The organism is bacterium (assembly GCA_030654305.1).
Lineage (GTDB): Bacteria > Krumholzibacteriota > Krumholzibacteriia > LZORAL124-64-63 > LZORAL124-64-63 > PNOJ01.
Genome location: JAURXS010000232.1, coordinates 1 through 15,592 on the forward strand (window position 1 = coordinate 1; position 15,592 = coordinate 15,592).

16 protein-coding genes are annotated in these 15,592 nt (G+C 71.2%); 8 read left to right on the plus strand and 8 right to left on the minus strand.

All coding sequences use genetic code 11. The annotated features are described in order from the left end of the window. Positions 1-850: enoyl-CoA hydratase/isomerase family protein (locus Q7W29_06425; GenBank protein MDO9171450.1), on the plus strand; the 850-nt coding region annotated here is incomplete at its 5' end. Between the two features lie 42 nt (positions 851-892). Continuing rightward, positions 893-2,695 carry an aconitase/3-isopropylmalate dehydratase large subunit family protein gene (locus Q7W29_06430; GenBank protein ID MDO9171451.1) on the plus strand — a complete coding sequence of 601 codons (1,803 nt, stop codon included), beginning with the start codon at positions 893-895 and terminating at the stop codon, positions 2,693-2,695. Positions 2,696-2,774: 79 nt separating this feature from the next. On the opposite strand, the gene Q7W29_06435 is transcribed toward Q7W29_06430, so the two are convergent. The 7 genes from Q7W29_06435 to Q7W29_06465 all read right to left on the minus strand — a co-directional run bounded on the left by Q7W29_06435 (position 2,775) and on the right by Q7W29_06465 (position 10,006). Continuing rightward, positions 2,775-3,386 carry a hypothetical protein gene (locus Q7W29_06435; protein ID MDO9171452.1) on the minus strand — a complete coding sequence of 204 codons (612 nt, stop codon included), beginning with the start codon at positions 3,384-3,386 and terminating at the stop codon, positions 2,775-2,777. Between the two features lie 153 nt (positions 3,387-3,539). Continuing rightward, a complete protein-coding gene (locus Q7W29_06440; GenBank protein MDO9171453.1) occupies positions 3,540-5,075 on the minus strand; it encodes a class I adenylate-forming enzyme family protein in 1,536 nt (511 codons plus the stop codon). A 4-nt stretch (positions 5,076-5,079) separates the two neighbouring features. Then, positions 5,080-5,325 (minus strand): acyl carrier protein, encoded by a 246-nt coding sequence (locus tag Q7W29_06445; protein MDO9171454.1) that lies wholly within the window; start codon positions 5,323-5,325, stop codon positions 5,080-5,082. A 27-nt stretch (positions 5,326-5,352) separates the two neighbouring features. Continuing rightward, positions 5,353-7,371: an asparagine synthase (glutamine-hydrolyzing) gene (asnB, locus tag Q7W29_06450; GenBank protein ID MDO9171455.1), complete on the minus strand. Its 2,019-nt coding sequence runs from the start codon at positions 7,369-7,371 to the stop codon at positions 5,353-5,355. Between the two features lie 3 nt (positions 7,372-7,374). Beyond that, on the minus strand, positions 7,375-7,869 hold the full coding sequence (locus tag Q7W29_06455; GenBank protein MDO9171456.1) for a DNA-binding protein: 495 nt from the start codon (positions 7,867-7,869) through the stop codon (positions 7,375-7,377). A 79-nt stretch (positions 7,870-7,948) separates the two neighbouring features. Next, positions 7,949-9,130: a DNA polymerase IV gene (gene dinB / locus Q7W29_06460; protein MDO9171457.1), complete on the minus strand. Its 1,182-nt coding sequence runs from the start codon at positions 9,128-9,130 to the stop codon at positions 7,949-7,951. 81 nt (positions 9,131-9,211) lie between these two features. Next, positions 9,212-10,006: a DNA-binding protein gene (locus Q7W29_06465; protein ID MDO9171458.1), complete on the minus strand. Its 795-nt coding sequence runs from the start codon at positions 10,004-10,006 to the stop codon at positions 9,212-9,214. A 185-nt stretch (positions 10,007-10,191) separates the two neighbouring features. Between Q7W29_06465 and Q7W29_06470 the strand changes: the two genes are divergently transcribed. From Q7W29_06470 to Q7W29_06495, 6 genes are all read left to right on the plus strand, one after another. Then, the gene (locus tag Q7W29_06470) at positions 10,192-10,590 is read left to right on the plus strand and encodes a BrxA/BrxB family bacilliredoxin (protein ID MDO9171459.1); all 399 of its coding nucleotides are present in this window, start codon (positions 10,192-10,194) and stop codon (positions 10,588-10,590) included. A gap of 145 nt (positions 10,591-10,735) precedes the next feature. Then, positions 10,736-12,523, plus strand: a complete 1,788-nt coding sequence (locus tag Q7W29_06475; protein ID MDO9171460.1) for an acyclic terpene utilization AtuA family protein — start codon at positions 10,736-10,738, stop codon at positions 12,521-12,523. Between the two features lie 4 nt (positions 12,524-12,527). Further along, complete coding sequence (locus Q7W29_06480; GenBank protein ID MDO9171461.1) at positions 12,528-13,337, plus strand: MOSC domain-containing protein; 810 nt, start codon at positions 12,528-12,530, stop codon at positions 13,335-13,337. Further along, positions 13,334-14,137 (plus strand): MOSC domain-containing protein, encoded by an 804-nt coding sequence (locus Q7W29_06485; protein MDO9171462.1) that lies wholly within the window; start codon positions 13,334-13,336, stop codon positions 14,135-14,137. Before Q7W29_06480 ends, Q7W29_06485 begins: the two co-directional genes overlap by 4 nt. A 21-nt stretch (positions 14,138-14,158) precedes the next feature. Continuing rightward, on the plus strand, positions 14,159-14,680 hold the full coding sequence (locus Q7W29_06490; GenBank protein MDO9171463.1) for an SRPBCC family protein: 522 nt from the start codon (positions 14,159-14,161) through the stop codon (positions 14,678-14,680). A 161-nt stretch (positions 14,681-14,841) separates the two neighbouring features. After that, positions 14,842-15,279 carry a hypothetical protein gene (locus Q7W29_06495; protein MDO9171464.1) on the plus strand — a complete coding sequence of 146 codons (438 nt, stop codon included), beginning with the start codon at positions 14,842-14,844 and terminating at the stop codon, positions 15,277-15,279. 76 nt (positions 15,280-15,355) lie between these two features. Here the strand turns inward: Q7W29_06495 and Q7W29_06500 are convergent. Beyond that, positions 15,356-15,592 (minus strand): pyridoxal phosphate-dependent aminotransferase (locus Q7W29_06500; GenBank protein MDO9171465.1); only part of this gene is annotated, 237 nt, incomplete at its 5' end.

The following is a 15,592-nucleotide window of genomic DNA, read 5'->3' on the forward strand; positions in this document are numbered from 1 at the left end:
ATCGAACGCCCCGCGCCCCGCGGCGGCCACCACCGGGAGGGTCATGACCTACGATTTCTTCGACTGCGAGGTCCGCGACGGCGTCGCGACCCTATCGCTGTTCGGTCCGTCCGCGCCCTCGCTGCAGGAACTCGGCGACGAGCTCGTCGACGCCCTGCTGCGCCTGCAGGAAGATCGCGCCGCCCGCGTGATCCTGCTGTCGGACGGCGGCGGGCCCTTCGACACCGCCATGGACCTACGCGCGGCCGCCGAGGCGCAGGCCGGCGATGCCGGCATGGGGACCGTGGCCGCCGACCTCGATACCATCCGTCGCGTCGTGACCCTGATGCAGGAACTCGGCAAGCCGATCGTCGCCGCGGTGGCGGGCGACGTGCGCGACAGCGGTTTCGGGCTGGTCATGGCCGCCGACGTGCGCCTGGCCGCCGCCACGGCCACCTTCACCACCCAGGACATGCGCCTGGGGCTGCTGCCCGACTGGGGCCTGACCTCGACACTGCCGCGCGCGATCGGCCCCAACCGCGCCCTGGACGTCCTGTGGTCGGGACGCACGCTGTCCGCCGACGAGGCGTCGCGCCTGGGCCTGCTGGACCGCGTCTTCACGCCCCAGGAATTCGAGCAGGAGGTCGAGGCCTACTGCCGCCGCCTGGCCGGCATCCCCCAGCCGGCGCTGCGCCTGAGCAAGCTGGCGGTGCAGCAGTCGAGCGAGTTCGACCTGACCACGATGCTGTCGCTGGAGTACGAGGCGCAGCAGCAGTGCTGGGACTCGCGCGAGACCACGGCCGGCCTGATGGCCGGCCTGGACGGCGACGATCCCGATTTCGGAATTCCCGGGAGCGAGGACGACGACTGACGTCGTAACGAACAGCGGCCCCTGCGGGCCGGAGGTGGGATCGTGGGACGGACCCTCATCGAGAAGATCATCGCCGCGCACTGCGATCAGCCGGTGTTCCCCGGCGCCACGGTGGACATGCGCGTGGACGTGCGCGCCGCCCGCGACTTCGGCGGCGCGAACGTGGTCAAGAACCTGCAGAAGGCCGGCCTGACGGTCGACGACCCGTCGCGGACCCTGTTCACCTTCGACTGCAACCCCGGCGGCTCGGACCAGGGCTACGCCGCGAACCAGCAGTTCTGCCGCACCTACTCCCGCGAGACGGGCGTGGGCCTGCGCGACATCACCCAGGGCATCGGCACCCACCTCGCCCTCGAGGAGGGGCTGGTCGGACCGGGCTCGACGTTCGTCAGCACCGACAGCCACGCCAACATCATGGGTGCGGTCGGCGCCTTCGGGCAGGGCATGGGCGACCAGGACATCGCCTACGCCTGGGCCGCGGGCAAGGTCTGGTTCAAGGTGCCGAAATCGGCGCTGGTCGTGCTGAAGGGCCGCCCCGGCCCCGACGCCACGGCCAAGGACATCGTCCTGAAGATGCTGCAGACGCTCGGCGCCGACGGGCTGCTGGGCTACGCCGCCGAGATCGTCGGCGAAGTCGTGCCCGGGCTGCCCCTGCCCGACCGCATCACCATCGCCAGCCTGGCCACCGAGATGGGCGGCATCATCGCCCTGTTCGAACCCAGCCCGGCGATCCTCGATTACTGCCGCCGCGCGGGCGGGCGCGACTTCCCGGCCCTCGCCGCGGACGCCGACGCGCACTACGACCTGACCGTCGAGGTGGACATCGAAGGCCTCGCGCCGATGATCGCGCGCCCCGGCCACCCCGAGGACACGGTGCCCGTCGCGACGGTCGCCGGCCGCAAGGTCGACTCGGTGTTCGTGGGCTCGTGTACCAACGGCCGGATCGAGGACCTGCGCGCGGCCGCGCAGGCGCTCGCGGGCCGCAAGGTCGCCCCGGGCGTGGTGCTGAAGGTCGTGCCGGCGACGCGCGCGGTCTGGCGGCAGGCCCTCGACGAGGGGCTGGTCCAGGTCTTCACCGAGGCCGGCGCCCTGATCGGCAATGCGGGCTGCGGCGGCTGCGCCGCCGGGCAGATCGGACAGAACGGCCCCGGCGAGGTCACCATCTCGACGGGCAACCGCAACTTCGCCGGCAAGCAGGGCAAGGGCGAGGTCTACCTGGCCAGCCCCGCGACCGCCGCGGCTTCGGCCGCGGCCGGCGTCATCTGCACGGCGTCGTCGCTCCCCGCCGAGCCGGTCCTGTTCGCGACGCCGGCGGTCGCGGCGAAGACCGCGCCGGCGGCTCCGGGCGCCGTCGGCGGCGGCAAGCCCACCGTGCTGACCGGCCGCGCCTGGGTCGTCGACGTCGACAACGTCGACACCGACATGATCTTCCACAACCGCTACCTGGCGATCACCGACCCGAAGCAGATGGGCCAGTACACGTTCGACAACCTCGAAGGCTGGAAGGACTTCGCGCGCAAGGCGCTGCCCGGCGACATCGTCGTCACCGGCGGCAACTTCGGCTGCGGGTCCTCGCGGCAGCAGGCCGTGGACTGCTTCGCGACGCTCGGCGTGCAGGCCCTGATCGCACGCAGCTACGGCGCGATCTACGAGCGCAACGCCATCAACGCGGGCCTGCCGGTGGTGGCGGCCGACGCGGTGAAGGCCGGCTTGAAGAGCGGGGACACGATCACCGTCGATCTGGGCAGCGGCCTGATCTCATGGGACGGCGGCGGCGTGCAGGGCGAACCCTTCAGCCAGGTGCAGATGGAGATCTACCAGCGGGGCGGGCTGCTGGGCGTCTGACGCCGCATCGCGCACCTGCAGGCACGCGAAGAGCCGCCTCCCCGTGGGGAGGCGGCTCTCGTTTGCGGACGAGTCGCGATTATCTGTAGAGCGCCTTCACCGTGCCCCAGCTGCCGTCCTGCGACGGCAGGGGGTTGCAGGGCGCGCCCGGGAAGACGCCGGACAGCGAGCCGTTGCAGTAGCCGTTGCCGTTCTTGTTGATCATGAACCCGTACGGCGGGTTCTCCGACGAGATGGGGACCGGAGCGAAGTCCGAGTAGAAATGGAACACGCCGGTGCCGGACTGGCCCGGCTCGCTCCCCGCCGCAGGCTCGAACTTGACGAGGATGCCCGGAACGTCGATGGACGGATCGCTGGCACAGCGCCACTCGTGCGAGTAGTGCGTGACACCTTCCTCGCTCGTGGTCGTCCCGACCGCCCCGTCGAAGACGAGGGCCTCCATCAGTTCCTGGCAGGTGCAGTTCGTCATGTCGTCGATCCACAGATCCCAGTGGCTCAAGCCGTGTGAGGTGTTCCAGCAGAACTCGAGCGTGTACCGCCAAGCCCCGAGCGCCGGATCGCCGGCGTTGGGCGCCGCGCCGATGCTGCCGGAGATGCAGTCGCACTGCGCGGCGACGCCGGCCGGCATCGCCGCGACGAGGCAGCACGCGGTCGCGCCGACGATGAACCGCAGGATCCTGTTCGTTTCCATGAGGTGACCTCGCTTCGATGCCGGACGTCCCAAGCGCCCACGCCAAGACCGATTCGATTGGCCTCATTCCATGAATAACATAATCATTATACATTTTGTCTGATTATAGAGCAATAATATTTTGACTATGTATCTGAAATGCGTGTGGGGGCGTCAGACGAGGGAATTCCGCAGCTCCGCCTTGAGGACCTTGCCCGACGAGTTCTTGGGCAGCGCCTCCACGGCGTGCAGCCGGCGGGGGATCTTGAAGGACGCCAGCTTCGATGCGCAGTGGCGCAGCAGGGACTGCTCGTCGAAGGCCGCGGGGTCGGCCGGCACGATCCAGGCCTCGATGGCCTCGCCGAGCAGCGCGTCCGGCACGCCGATCACGCAGGCCTCGACCACCTCGGGGCGCTGCAGCAGCGTCTCCTCGACTTCCTTCGAGCTGACCCGGTTCGCGCCCGCCTTGATCATGTTCTTCACCCGGTCGACGATGAAGATGAACCCGTCCCGATCGCGGAAGGCCAGGTCGCCGGTGTGCAGGCCATCGGGGAAGAGCACCTCGGCGGTCTCCTGCGGGGCGTTCCAGTAGCCGCGCATGATGTTCGGGCCGGCGGCCACGATCTCCCCCTGCTCGCCCTCGTCGCACTCGCTGCCGTCGGGACGCCGCACGGTCAGCGAGACGCCGGGGATGCCCCTCCCGATCGAGCCGAACTTCTCGCGCAGCCGCTCCGGCGGCACCCACGACAGCCGCGCGGAGGCCTCGGTCTGGCCGTACATGATGTAGACCGCGATCCGGTCGGGCAGGGCCCCGCGGATGCGCCGCACCAGGTCCGGGGCCATGGCGCCGCCGGCCTGCGTGATGTAGCGCAGGTCCGGGTGGGGGCGCTCGAGGAAGTCGGTCCGCGCGCAGAGGATCGCGTAGTGGCTGGGCACGCCGGAGAAGCCGGTGCAGCGCTCCCGCTCCAGGGTCTCGAGCACCTGCTGCGGGAAGGCGAAGCGGTTGTCGATGACCGTGCGGCCGCCGACGCGCACGTGGGTCAGCAGGAGCGAGTTGCCGAAGCTGTAGTGGAAGGGCAGCACGCAGCAGACGCTGTCGTCGGGGCCCAGCTTCAGGTAGGCCAGGATCTGCCCGGTGTTCGCCGCGAGGTTGCCGTGGGTCAGGGTGACGCCGCGCGGCGTGCCGGTCGAGCCACTGGTGTAGAGGATCGCCGCGAGGTCGTCGGGGCCGGCCTCGCCGGCGCCGTCGAGGGGCGCGAGGCCCGCCGCCTCGTCGGCGCGGTGCAGGTCGAGACCCGCGGGCAGCCGCCAGCTCGGGTTGGCGCGATCAACCACCGCGAAGCGCAAGTCGGGGCAGTCCTCGACGATCTCCGGCAGCGCGCGCGCCTCGCGGGCGCGCGTCCAGAGCGCGACCGCACCGGAATCGCGCAGCAGCGCCCGGTGGGTCTCTTCCTTGTTCGCGTGGTTGAGGGCCACGCAGCAGGCGCCGGCCTGCAGGATGCCGAAGAAGGCGGCCACGTACTCGGGGGAGTTCTCGACCAGCACGGCCACGCGGTCGCCGCGGCGCACGCCGCGCTCGCGCAGGAAGCGGGCGATGCGGCCGGCCTCGTCGGCGACAGCCGCGTAGGAGACGTGGCGCTCGCCGTGGGTGAGCGCCACGGCGTCCGGCAGGCGGGCCGCGGTCTCCAGCAGCATGCCGTGGACGGTCACGATCCTACCCCCGCTTGCGCGTGACGAAGCCGACGAGGTTGTCGATCGAGTCGAGGTTCTCCGGCACGAGCTCCTGGTCCTCGATCCCCAGGCCCAGGTCGCCCTCGAGGAAGGCGACGAGTTCCATCACGCCGACCGAGTCCATGATGCCGTTGTCCAGCAGCGACATCTGGTCGTCCTTGAGCGGGACGCCGTCGCCGAACAGGAAGTTCTCCACCACGAAACCGCGAATCTGCTGCCGCAATTCCATCCGTCGTCTCCCTCGCTGTGCCGGTTTTCAGGCGGCGGTCGCGCCGCCGCGCCAACTCACTTCTTCGGGACGCAGCGCGTCCTCGTGGACCCGTCGCGCGAATCCGGGCCCGAACTGCCGGGCCAGCAGCTGCAGGCTGAGCAGCCCGACGAACGCCATGTTGTCGCGCGAGCTGGTCAGCTTGCCGGCCTGCCACTTGCGCAGCAGGCCCGCGGTGCGCTGCGGGTCGATCAGCCCGGTTTCGAGCAGCGCCTCGGTGTCGAACGCGTCGCGCACGAGGTCGGCGCCCGGCCCCACGAAGAAGCTGGCGCTGTCCGGGGCCCGGTAGGGCTGCTTGGGCCGCTCGATGATGGCCGCAGGCAGCAGATCGGCCACCGCCAGCTTCAGTAAAGCCTTTTCCTTCAGGCTCGCCAGCTTGGCGCTGGCCGGCAGCGTGCCCGCCAGCTCGGCCAGGCGGTGGTCCAGGAACGGGAAGCGCCCCTCGACCGTGTTCCCCATCAGCATGCGGTCGCCCTGCGAGGAGAGCAGGTAGCCCGACATGAACAGGGTCATCTCCAGGTACTGCGCGCGGGCGACCGGTCCCCAGAGGCGGAACTCGGCGGGCAGCGAGGCGCCCAGGCGTTCCTCGCTGTCCCGGGCCACGGCAGCCTCCTGGATGTCGGCCGCCAGGAAGGCGCCGATCGGGCCGGTGTTGCGCCAGCGGGGCCGGTGCGAGAAGTACGGGTCGGTCGCCGCCTCCTCCAGGCCCGCCCCGTAGAACTGGGCCAGAAAACCCGGCGGCGACTGCTGGAGGTACGGGTAGAGCTTCGTCAGCAGCAGCGGGCGCCGGCGCGAGCGGGGGTCGCGCGCCCAGAAGGCGCGCACCTTGGCCTCGCGCAGGATGTTGTAGCCGCAGAAGACCTCGTCGGCCCCCTCGCCGGTGAGCACGACCTTGTAGTCCTGGGAGCGGACCAGGCCGGACAGCGCGTACAGCGGCGCCGGCGCGGTGCGCAGCAGCGGCGTCTCGCTCAGCCATACCACGCGCTCGAAGGCGCCGGCGATCTCGGCGTCGCCGACGCTGATCGACTCGTGGTCGGTGCCCAGGTGCGCGGCCATCATCGTCTGCCAGCGCGTCTCGTCGTAGGCCGCGTCCTTGAAGCCCACCGAGAAGGTCTTCATCCGCCGCTGCGTGGTGTGCTGGATGAGCGCCGCGGTCGCCGAGGAATCCAGACCGCCGGACAGGTAGGCGCCGACCGGCACGTCGGCCCGCAGGCGGATGACCGCCGCGTCGGCCAGCAGCTCGCGGATCCGGCGCGCCATGCCCGGCAGCTCGTCGCGGGCCACGAAGCGGTGGTCCTCGCGGGCGGGCAGGAACGTGGGGTGCCAGTAGCGGTGCGGGCGCAGTTCGGGGCGGGTGTTGCCGCCCTCGCCCAGTTCGAGGGTCGCCGTGTGGCCGGCCGGCAGCTGCCAGACCCCGCGGAAGGGCGTCGCCGGGGGGATGTTCACCCAGTAGGTGAAGACCTCGCTCAGGGCGCCCGGGTCCAGCAGCGGCGCCTCGGCGTCCCAGGCGCCGAGGGCCTTGATCTCCGAGGCGAACAGCAGGACGCCGTCGCGCATGGTCCAGAACAGGGGCCGGATGCCGAAACGGTCGCGGGCCAGCAGCAGCCGGCGCCGCTCGCCGTCCCAGAGCGCGAAGGCGAACTGGCCCACGAAGCGCTCGACGCAGGCGTCGCCCCAGCGACGGTAGGCTTCCAGGAGCACTTCGGTGTCCGAAGCGGTCCGGAAGACGTGCCCGTGCGCGCGCAGCTCCTCGCGCAGCTCGACGTAGTTGAAGATCTCGCCGTTGAAGGTCAGCCAGAGGCGGCCCGCGGCGTCGCCCATCGGCTGCTGGCCGGTCGCCAGGTCGATGATGCTCAGGCGGGCGTGGCCGAGCAGGACGCGGTCGTCGCGCCAGGCCCCGAACTCGTCGGGCCCGCGGTGGCGCATCACGCCGATCATCCGCTCGGTCGCGCCTTCCGGGACGTCGAGCCGCCCCTCCAGCGCCACTGCTCCGCAAATGCCGCACATGGTTCAGTCCTTCGGCCGGGATAGCCAGGCCTTGACCTGGGACACCGCTTCGACGGGGGTCGCGGCCAGGCTCCAGCACCCGTCGCCGCACTGGTCCAGGAACCGGCTGCCCGGGTCGAAGTCCAGCAGCACGACCCGCTTGCCGAAGCGCAGGGCCATGGCGACCTCGCTCAGGGTGCCGCCGTTGCCGCGGCAGGCGACGATCGCGTCGCTGCCCAGCACGTTGATGATGTTGCGCCCGGCGCCCATGCCGGTCGGGATGACGATGTCCAGGTGCTCGCTGGCCGCGGCCTGGTCGTCGTCGAACAGCACGCCCACGGTCAGGCCGCCGGCCTCGCGGGCGCCGCGGGCCGAGGCGTCCATCACCCCGGTCGGCCGGCCCCCGTTGAGCAGGACCCAGCCCTCGGCGGCGATCAGCCGGCCCAGTTCGCGGGCGTGCTCCAGCGTGGCGGGAGGCACGGTGCAGCCGCCCATGACTCCGACGACGGTCCTGCGCATGGACGTCCTTCCGTTCGCGAACCCCGGGCAGGATCGCAGAAGCGACCCCGACCCGCAAGGCGGGACTGCCGTCAAGGACCTAGGGCCCGGGCTTGCGGCGCGGCAGGCCGCGGGTGATCGCCTTCCCGCCGTAGCGGTCGGCGGCCCGGTCCATGATCTCGTCCAGGGTGCGGCTGCGCTCCGCGACGGGATCGGGGAACAGGCTGGGCGGCCTCGCCTCGCGGTCGACGAGGTTCTGGCCCGAGATGCCGATCAGGCGCAGGGGGCGGCCCCGCCGGTCCAGCTGCCCGTCGAACAGGCGGCGGCCGGCGTCGCGCAGCGCGTCGGTGCGGTCGGTGGGTTCGGGCAGGGTCTCGGCGCGGGTGACGGTCGTGAAGTCGGGGTAGCGGGCCTTGAGCTGCACCGTGCGCGCCAGCTTGTCGGCGCGGCGCAGCCGGCGGGCCACCTTGTGCACGAGCTGGTCGAGCACCTCCAGCAGCGCCTCGCGCTCGCCGATGTCCTCGGCGAAGGTCGTCTCGTGGCCGATGCTGCGGGCCTCGCGGTCGGTCGTCACCGGCCGGTCGTCGCGGCCGGACGCCAGTTCGCGCACGTGATGGGTGAACGCCGCGCCGAGGCGCGATTCCAGGCGGACCGGGTCGGCGAGCCTCAGGTCGCGCAGCGTCCGGATGCCCAGCGCCTCCAGGACGGCGGCGGACTTCTCCCCCACGCCCCACATCCGGCCCACCGGCAGCGGGTCCAGGAATTCCTGGATGCGCGCGGGGTCGACCACCACGAAGCCGTCCGGCTTCTCCAGGTCGCTGGCCAGCTTGGCCAGGAACTTGTTCGGCGCCACGCCCACCGACGCGACCAGGCCGATCTCGTCGAGGAGGCGCCGCTTCACGTGGCGCCCGATGGCGGGACCGTCGCCGAGCAGGCGCCGGCAGCCGCCGACGTCCAGGAAGGCCTCGTCCACCGAGAGCGGCTCGACCAGCGGGGTGATCTCGTGGAAGACGTCGAAGATCCAGCCCGAGACCTCGGCGTAGCGTTCCATGCGCCCGCGCAGGAAGACGCCGTCGGGGCAGAGCCGGACCGCGCGGGCGGCGCTCATCGCGCTGCGCACGCCGAAACGGCGCGCCTCGTAGCTGGCCGCCGACACCACGCCGCGGCCCTCGGGGGTGCCGCCGACGATCACCGGCTTGCCGCGCAGGCGCGGGTCGTCCAGCACCTCCACCGACGCGAAGAAGGCGTCCATGTCCACGTGCAGGATGGTGCGCTCGCTCATCACGGCTCCCGATCCCCCGGCCGGAAAAAGACGGACGGCGACCGCAGCCGCCGTCCGTCGCACAGCCGGTGACGGCTCACCCTACGAGGACTGCTCCACGCGGACCGTCGCGTCCTCGACGATCGCCTTGTAGAAGTAGCCGCTGCCGAAGTCCTTGTCGACCGAGAGCACGCCCTCGATCAGCACCGTGTCGCCGACCTTCGCCGAGACGCCGGAGGTGACCGTCAGGTCGGCGGTCTCGCCGTCGCCCGAACCGTCCTGCACGTGCAGCCAGTTGCGGCCCATGATGCCGGTCAGCGACTTGACGACCTTGCCGCGCACCTTGACGGTCTTGCCCGCCAGCTCGGTGCGGCGCGTGTTCACTTCGGCGACCTTCAGCCCGCCGGACGGCGTCGTCAGGCCGCTGAAATCGGCGTCGGCCTTGCCGACGGCCACGCCGCCGTGCGCCTTCTTGATCTCGGCCTGCATGTCGCCGGCGGGGGCCTCGCCCGGCGCGGCGAACGACGCCGCGAACCAGATCTCCGCGAAGTCGCGGTTCAGGCTGGCGGCGTGGAAGTTCTGCATGGCCATGGCGCCCAACAGTTCGACCTTCTGCCCGACCTGCATCGGGCCCTCGGGACCGGCCGCCCACAGCTCGCCGCCGGCCGTCTTGAGACGGACGTAGGTGTAGCCGCCGGAATTGAAGGTCTCCGCCACCTCGCCGCCGAGATTGCCGCCGGCGGCCATCCCGGCCGGGGCGGCGCCGCTCGGATTCTCCGTGGCCACGGCGGCGGCCTTCTGGTTCCAGGCGGCGGCCGAATCGCTCTTCTTTTCGTCGCAGCCGATCAGGGCCACGGACAACGCGATCGCGAGGATCGCCAGGGTCGTCGTCTTCAACAGGTGCCTCCGGGGGTTCGGGTCGCGCGACACGCCCCAAGGATAGGCGGAAGCGCGGGGATTTCAAGTCGGGACCGACAGTTGCCGGATTCGTGGCGCCCTTTAATGAATACTGGTATCATAATCATTCCACACAAACTCGCCATTCCCCGATCATGTCGGAGGATCATATGTACGATCCCTTGATGACCCAGCACATGCGTTCCGAACTGACGCGCTTGGGGATTTCAGAGTTGACCACCACCTCGGAGGTGGACGCTTTCCTGGCGCGACCGGGTTCCTCCCTGTTGTTCATCAATTCGGTCTGCGGTTGCGCCGCCGGCAGCGCCCGGCCCGGCCTGGGCCAGTTCCTGGCCGATCCCGCTCGTCCCGCCAATCTCGGGACGGTCTTCGCCGGCATGGATCTCGAGGCCACGTCCCGGGTCCGCACCCGCTACGACCAGTTGCCCCCGAGCAGCCCCTCGGTCCTGTTGCTGCAGGACGGCGTGGCCGTGCGGTACATCCACCGCACGGAGATCGAGGGTCGCGATGCGAACGCCTTCGCCGGTCTCCTGAGGCAGGCGTACGCCGAACTGCCGGGCTGACCTCGGCAACGACCATCCGGAGCCGGGACTGTGACAACTCACGGTCCCGGCTCTTTCGGCGATCGAGGCGGGAAATGACCTTGTCCCGGATCGGCGCGGCCTTTAGCATCCCTTCCCGTCCGTCCACGCCAACCGGGAGCCGCCCATGACACGCACCGTGCGCATCGGCAACGCCGGCGGGTACTGGGGCGACGACGTCCGCGCCCTGCGCCGCCAGCTCGAAGGCGGGCAGCTGGACTACGTCTCCCTGGACTACCTGGCCGAAGTCACCATGTCCATCCTGCAGCGCCAGCGCGCCAAGGATCCGGCGCTGGGATACGCGACGGACTTCGTCGACCAGATGCGCGACTGCCTGCCGTTGATGATGGAGAGCGGCGCGACGGTCATCACCAACGCCGGCGGCGTGAACCCCGAGGGGCTCGGCCGCAAGCTGGTGGAGATCGCGCGCGGGCTGGGCCTGCGCCTGAAGGTGGGCGTGGTCTCCGGCGACGACATCCTGGGCCGGCTGACGGAGCTGCGCGACGGCGGCGATCCCCTGGACAACATGGAGACGGGCGCCCCCCTGGCGCCGCACCTGTCCCGGGTGTCCGCCGCCAACGTCTACCTCGGCGCCGAGCCCGTCGTGCGGGCGCTGGAGATGGGCTGCCGCGTCGTGGTGACGGGCCGGGTGACCGACACCGGCATCACGCTGGCGCCGCTGATCCACGAGTTCGGCTGGGACGAGGACGATTGGGACCGCCTCGCCGCGGGCATCGTCGCCGGCCACGTCATCGAGTGCGGCACCCAGGCCACCGGCGGCAACCTCACCGACTGGCGCGACGTGCCCACCTACGACCGCATCGGCTACCCGATCGTCGAGGTGTCGGCCGACGGGTCCTTCGTCGTGACCAAGCACCGCCGCACCGGCGGGCTCGTCAGCGAGAAGACCGTGAAGGAGCAGCTCGTCTACGAGATGGGCGACCCGCGCTCCTACATCTCGCCCGACGTCATCGCCCGCTTCGACACCATCAGGCTGGAAGACCTCGGCCGCGACCGGGTGCGCGTCTCGGGCGTGCGCGGCGTGCCGCGGCCCGAGAACTTCAAGGTCTCGATGGCCTACCAGGACGGCTGGAAGGCCGTCGGCACCATCCTGGTCAGCGGGCCCGAGGCCACGGAGAAGGCGGAGACGCTCGCGCGCGCCTTCTGGAACCGCGTCGGCCACCGCTTCGCCGCGACGCACACCTCGGTCGTGGGCACCGGCTCGATCTGGCCGGAGTCGCTCGGACGCTGCGAGACCGACGAGGTGCTGCTGCGCCTGGGCGTCCGCGACCACGACCGCGCCAAGGTCCACGACTTCGGGATGGTGCTGCCGACGATGATCCTCTCGGGCCCCTCGGGCCTGGCGGTGACCGGCGGGCGGCCGAAACCGTCGGAGGTCGTGGCCTACTGGCCCGCCCTGATCCGCCGCAGCAGCGTCGCGGCCCGGGTGACGGCACTGGACACCGACGGCCCCGAGCGCGTCGACGTCATCGCCTTCGCGGACCCGGCCCCTCCCCGCCTCGGCACGGCGGTCGCGGCCGCCAAGGCGCCGCCCCCGCCCGCCGCCGGCGGCCGCACGCGTCGCGTGAAGCTGCGCGCGCTGGCCTACGCGCGCTCCGGCGACAAGGGCGACACCTGCAACATCGGCGTGCTGTGCCGCAGCCCCGAGCTGTACGCCTGGCTGCGCCGCGAACTGAAGCCGGCCGTGGTGCGGCGCTTCTTCAAGGGCATCGTGCTGGGCCGTGTCACGCGCCACGAGGCGCCCAACCTCCTGGCCCTGAACTTCCTGCTGGAGCGGACCCTGGGCGGCGGCGGCACCGTGTCGCTCATGCTGGACCCGCAGGGCAAGACGCTGTCGCAGGCCCTGCTGGAGATGGAGATGGACGTGCCGGCCAAGCTGTTGCCGCGGGAATGACGTCGTGAGCGACCTCCTCGTCGGCAGCCTCTTCGCCTACCCCCTCAAAGCCGCGCGCGCGGTACCCCTGACCGAGGCCGCGGCGCTGGCCCGCGGCCTGCGCCGCGACCGCCGCTGGCTGCTGGTCGCCCAGTCCGGCGAACCGGTCATGCTCAAATCCCACCCCCGGCTCGCCACCGTGGCGATCGGCCTCGACGGCGACGTCCTCACCGTTTCGGGAACCGACAGCCCGATATTGCGCGTCGACCAGCCTCCCGCGAGCGCGTCCCCCCTGCCGGTCACCGTCAAGCGCCGCACGCTAGCGGCCAGGGTCGCCGCGCCCGAGGCCAACCGCTACTTCAGCGATCTGCTGGGCGAGACGGTCTGGCTCGCACACCTGGTGGAAACTGCCACCGGTTCCGCCGCCGACGACCCCACGCTCAGCGATGGGCTGGCGGGATCGGCCCCCTACCTGATCTGCTGCGAGGCTTCGCTCGCCGACCTCAACCGGCGACTCGTCGCGAGCGGCGAATCCCCGGTCGGCATGGACCGCTTCCGAGCCAACCTGGTGATCCGCGGCGGCGAACCCTACGCCGAGGACGGGTGGCGGCGGCTGCGCGCGGGCGGCGCCGAATTCGAGATCCTGCGCCCGTGCCCGCGCTGCCCCAACACGACGGTCGACCCGCTGACCGGGGAGATCGGACCGGAACCCCTGCGCACGCTCGAGGAGTACCGCACGCGCGACGGCGGCGTGATGTTCGGCGTGTTCGCGCGCGTGGTGCGCGAGGGTGCGATCCGCCCCGGCGACAACGCGTTCGCGGTTGCGCGGACGTGAGCGCCTTGACGCTGTCGGGCCTCTGCGTCTACCCCCTGAAATCCGCGCGCGGCTGCGACCTGACTGAAGCGGAGGTACAGATGCGCGGCTTCAGCGGCGACCGCCGCTGGCAGCTCGTGGACCCCGACGGCCGTTTCGTGAGCCAGCGCTCGCACCCCCGCCTGGCGCGGCTCGATGCGCATCTCGACGGCGAGGTTCTGCGGTTGGGCGCGGACGGGTGCGGGGAGATCCGGGTGCCGCCACCGGACCCCGACGGACCCCGGACGCCGGTGGAGATCTGGCAGGACACCGTCGACGCCCTGCCCGCCGGCGCGGAGCCGAGCGCCTGGCTTTCGCGCTTCCTCGGCGAACCCGTGGGCCTGGTCTTCATGGATGCCGCCGCGCGCCGTCCCGCGCGGCTCGCGCCCGAGGTCGCGGTCAGTTTCGCCGACGGCTACCCCTACCTGCTGACCTGCGAGTCGTCGCTCGCCGATCTCAACACGAGGATCGTCGGCAGCGGCGGCGAAGCAGTCGGGATGGACCGCTTCCGCCCGAACCTCGTGGTCCGGGGCGGCGACGCTTTCGCCGAAGACCGGTGGCGCCGGTTGCGCATCGGCGCCGTCACGTTCGAGGTAATCAAGCCCTGCGCCCGCTGCGTCGTCACCACGACCGACCAGGCCACGGGCGAGCGCGGCCGCGAGCCCCTGCGCACGCTCGCCGCCTACCGGCGCCGCGGCGAGGGCGTCGACTTCGGCCTGAATCTCGTCGCCCGCGGCGAGGGGGTCCTGCGCCTCGGGGATGCGGTCACGATCCTGCCTTAAATCTTCAGGGAGGTCTTCGTCATGCGCTCTTTCCTGATCCTGATCGGATGTCTCGCCGTCGCCGCGACCCTGCGGGCCGAGACGCCGCCGACCGGCTCGTTCGCCTTCACGGTCGAGGCGACGGTGACCGGAACGCCGGCCGCGGCCTTCGACGCCGCCACCGGCGACATCTCCGGCTGGTGGGACCACACCATGTCGGACCGCCCCTCGCGCCTGGTCGTCGAGCCGAAGCCGGGCGGCGCCTTCCTCGAGGTCTTCGACGAGAGCGGCGACGGCGTCCGCCACGCGGTGGTGACCTACGCGCGCCGCGGCGAGATGCTGCGCTACGAAGGCCCCCTGGGCCTGGCCGGCCACGCGATCTCCATGGTCACGACCTGGACCTTCGCCGACGCCGGCGAGGGACGCACGCTGGTGCGGGTCGAGGTCCACGCCGCCGGCGAGGTCCTCGCGGGCTGGCCCGCCGTGGTCGAGCAGACCTGGCAGCATTTCCTGCTGAAGCGGTATGTGCCGTATGTGGAGGGCGGCTGCCGACCGCTGAAGTGACGGCGGGACGCACCGACGATGCACAGCTCCCAGGGACTGAGCGGGTGTTGTCAAATAGGCGGCGTCGACGTATCATCAAGGCATCACTTACCCCTGAGTCGCCGCCGGGAATTGCTGTTCCCGGGCGATGTCTCCTTTCACGAACACGAGGGAGGACGGGGATGAGAGGACTGCCGAGGAACCTGTTCGTATCCCTGGCGCTGTGCCTGGCGGCCGCGACGGCCGGCGCCCAGGTGACCGTCGCCACGGACGGCCTGCAGTACGCGCAGGGCGACACCGTCCGGATCACCATCCACAACGCCGGCCCGAGCCACGTGTACTTCTACTCCTTCCCCGCCTACACCCTCTACAACCAGGACACGCAGCAGTGCTACTACGGGTGCCTGGGGCTGCCCGAATTCTGGCAGTTCGCGATCGGCAGCACCCTGACCTACCAGCGCGACACCGGCGCCCATCCCGACGCGCCCGGCCGTTACGGCGTGACCCTGGCCTGCGACACGATCAACCCCGGCTCGATCCTCGCCTGCCACTACGACCTGACCCCCGCCCTGGCCGCCGAAGGCGCGGCCTGGGGAGCTGTGAAGGCGCTGTACCGATGAAGCTGCCGCACCGGGACGCGGAACGGGAGCCGGCGGCGGCTCCCGTTCCCATTCTCTCCAGCTACGAAACCGCGCCTCAGCCCGCCCGTTTCCTCTCGTACTGCCGCAGCAGGTCCGCGAACAGTTCCGGGATCATCGCCATGCGCTCGGGCGTCTCGACGTAGGCCACGCGCATCTGGGTGCGGCCCGGGTTTGGCTCCCCCGCGGGCACGCTGTAGAAACCGGCCATCGGGGCGGTCAGCACCGTGAGCGCCCGGCCGCCGACGTCGACCTTCCCCTCGGACGCGCACCACAGGACGAAGTCCAGGGCGTC

What these genes read in the sequence shown, in the direction of transcription:
- Q7W29_06445 (MDO9171454.1), bottom strand. Translation starts at nt 5,325, where the DNA reads ATGGAATTGCGGCAGCAGATTCGCGGTTTCGTGGTGGAGAACTTCCTG.
- Q7W29_06455 (MDO9171456.1), bottom strand. Translation starts at nt 7,869, where the DNA reads ATGCGCAGGACCGTCGTCGGAGTCATGGGCGGCTGCACCGTGCCTCCC.
- Q7W29_06470 (MDO9171459.1), top strand. Translation starts at nt 10,192, where the DNA reads ATGACCCAGCACATGCGTTCCGAACTGACGCGCTTGGGGATTTCAGAG.
- asnB (MDO9171455.1), bottom strand. Translation starts at nt 7,371, where the DNA reads ATGTGCGGCATTTGCGGAGCAGTGGCGCTGGAGGGGCGGCTCGACGTC.
- Q7W29_06490 (MDO9171463.1), top strand. Translation starts at nt 14,159, where the DNA reads ATGCGCTCTTTCCTGATCCTGATCGGATGTCTCGCCGTCGCCGCGACC.
- dinB (MDO9171457.1), bottom strand. Translation starts at nt 9,130, where the DNA reads ATGAGCGAGCGCACCATCCTGCACGTGGACATGGACGCCTTCTTCGCG.
- Q7W29_06495 (MDO9171464.1), top strand. Translation starts at nt 14,842, where the DNA reads ATGAGAGGACTGCCGAGGAACCTGTTCGTATCCCTGGCGCTGTGCCTG.
- Q7W29_06475 (MDO9171460.1), top strand. Translation starts at nt 10,736, where the DNA reads ATGACACGCACCGTGCGCATCGGCAACGCCGGCGGGTACTGGGGCGAC.
- Q7W29_06435 (MDO9171452.1), bottom strand. Translation starts at nt 3,386, where the DNA reads ATGGAAACGAACAGGATCCTGCGGTTCATCGTCGGCGCGACCGCGTGC.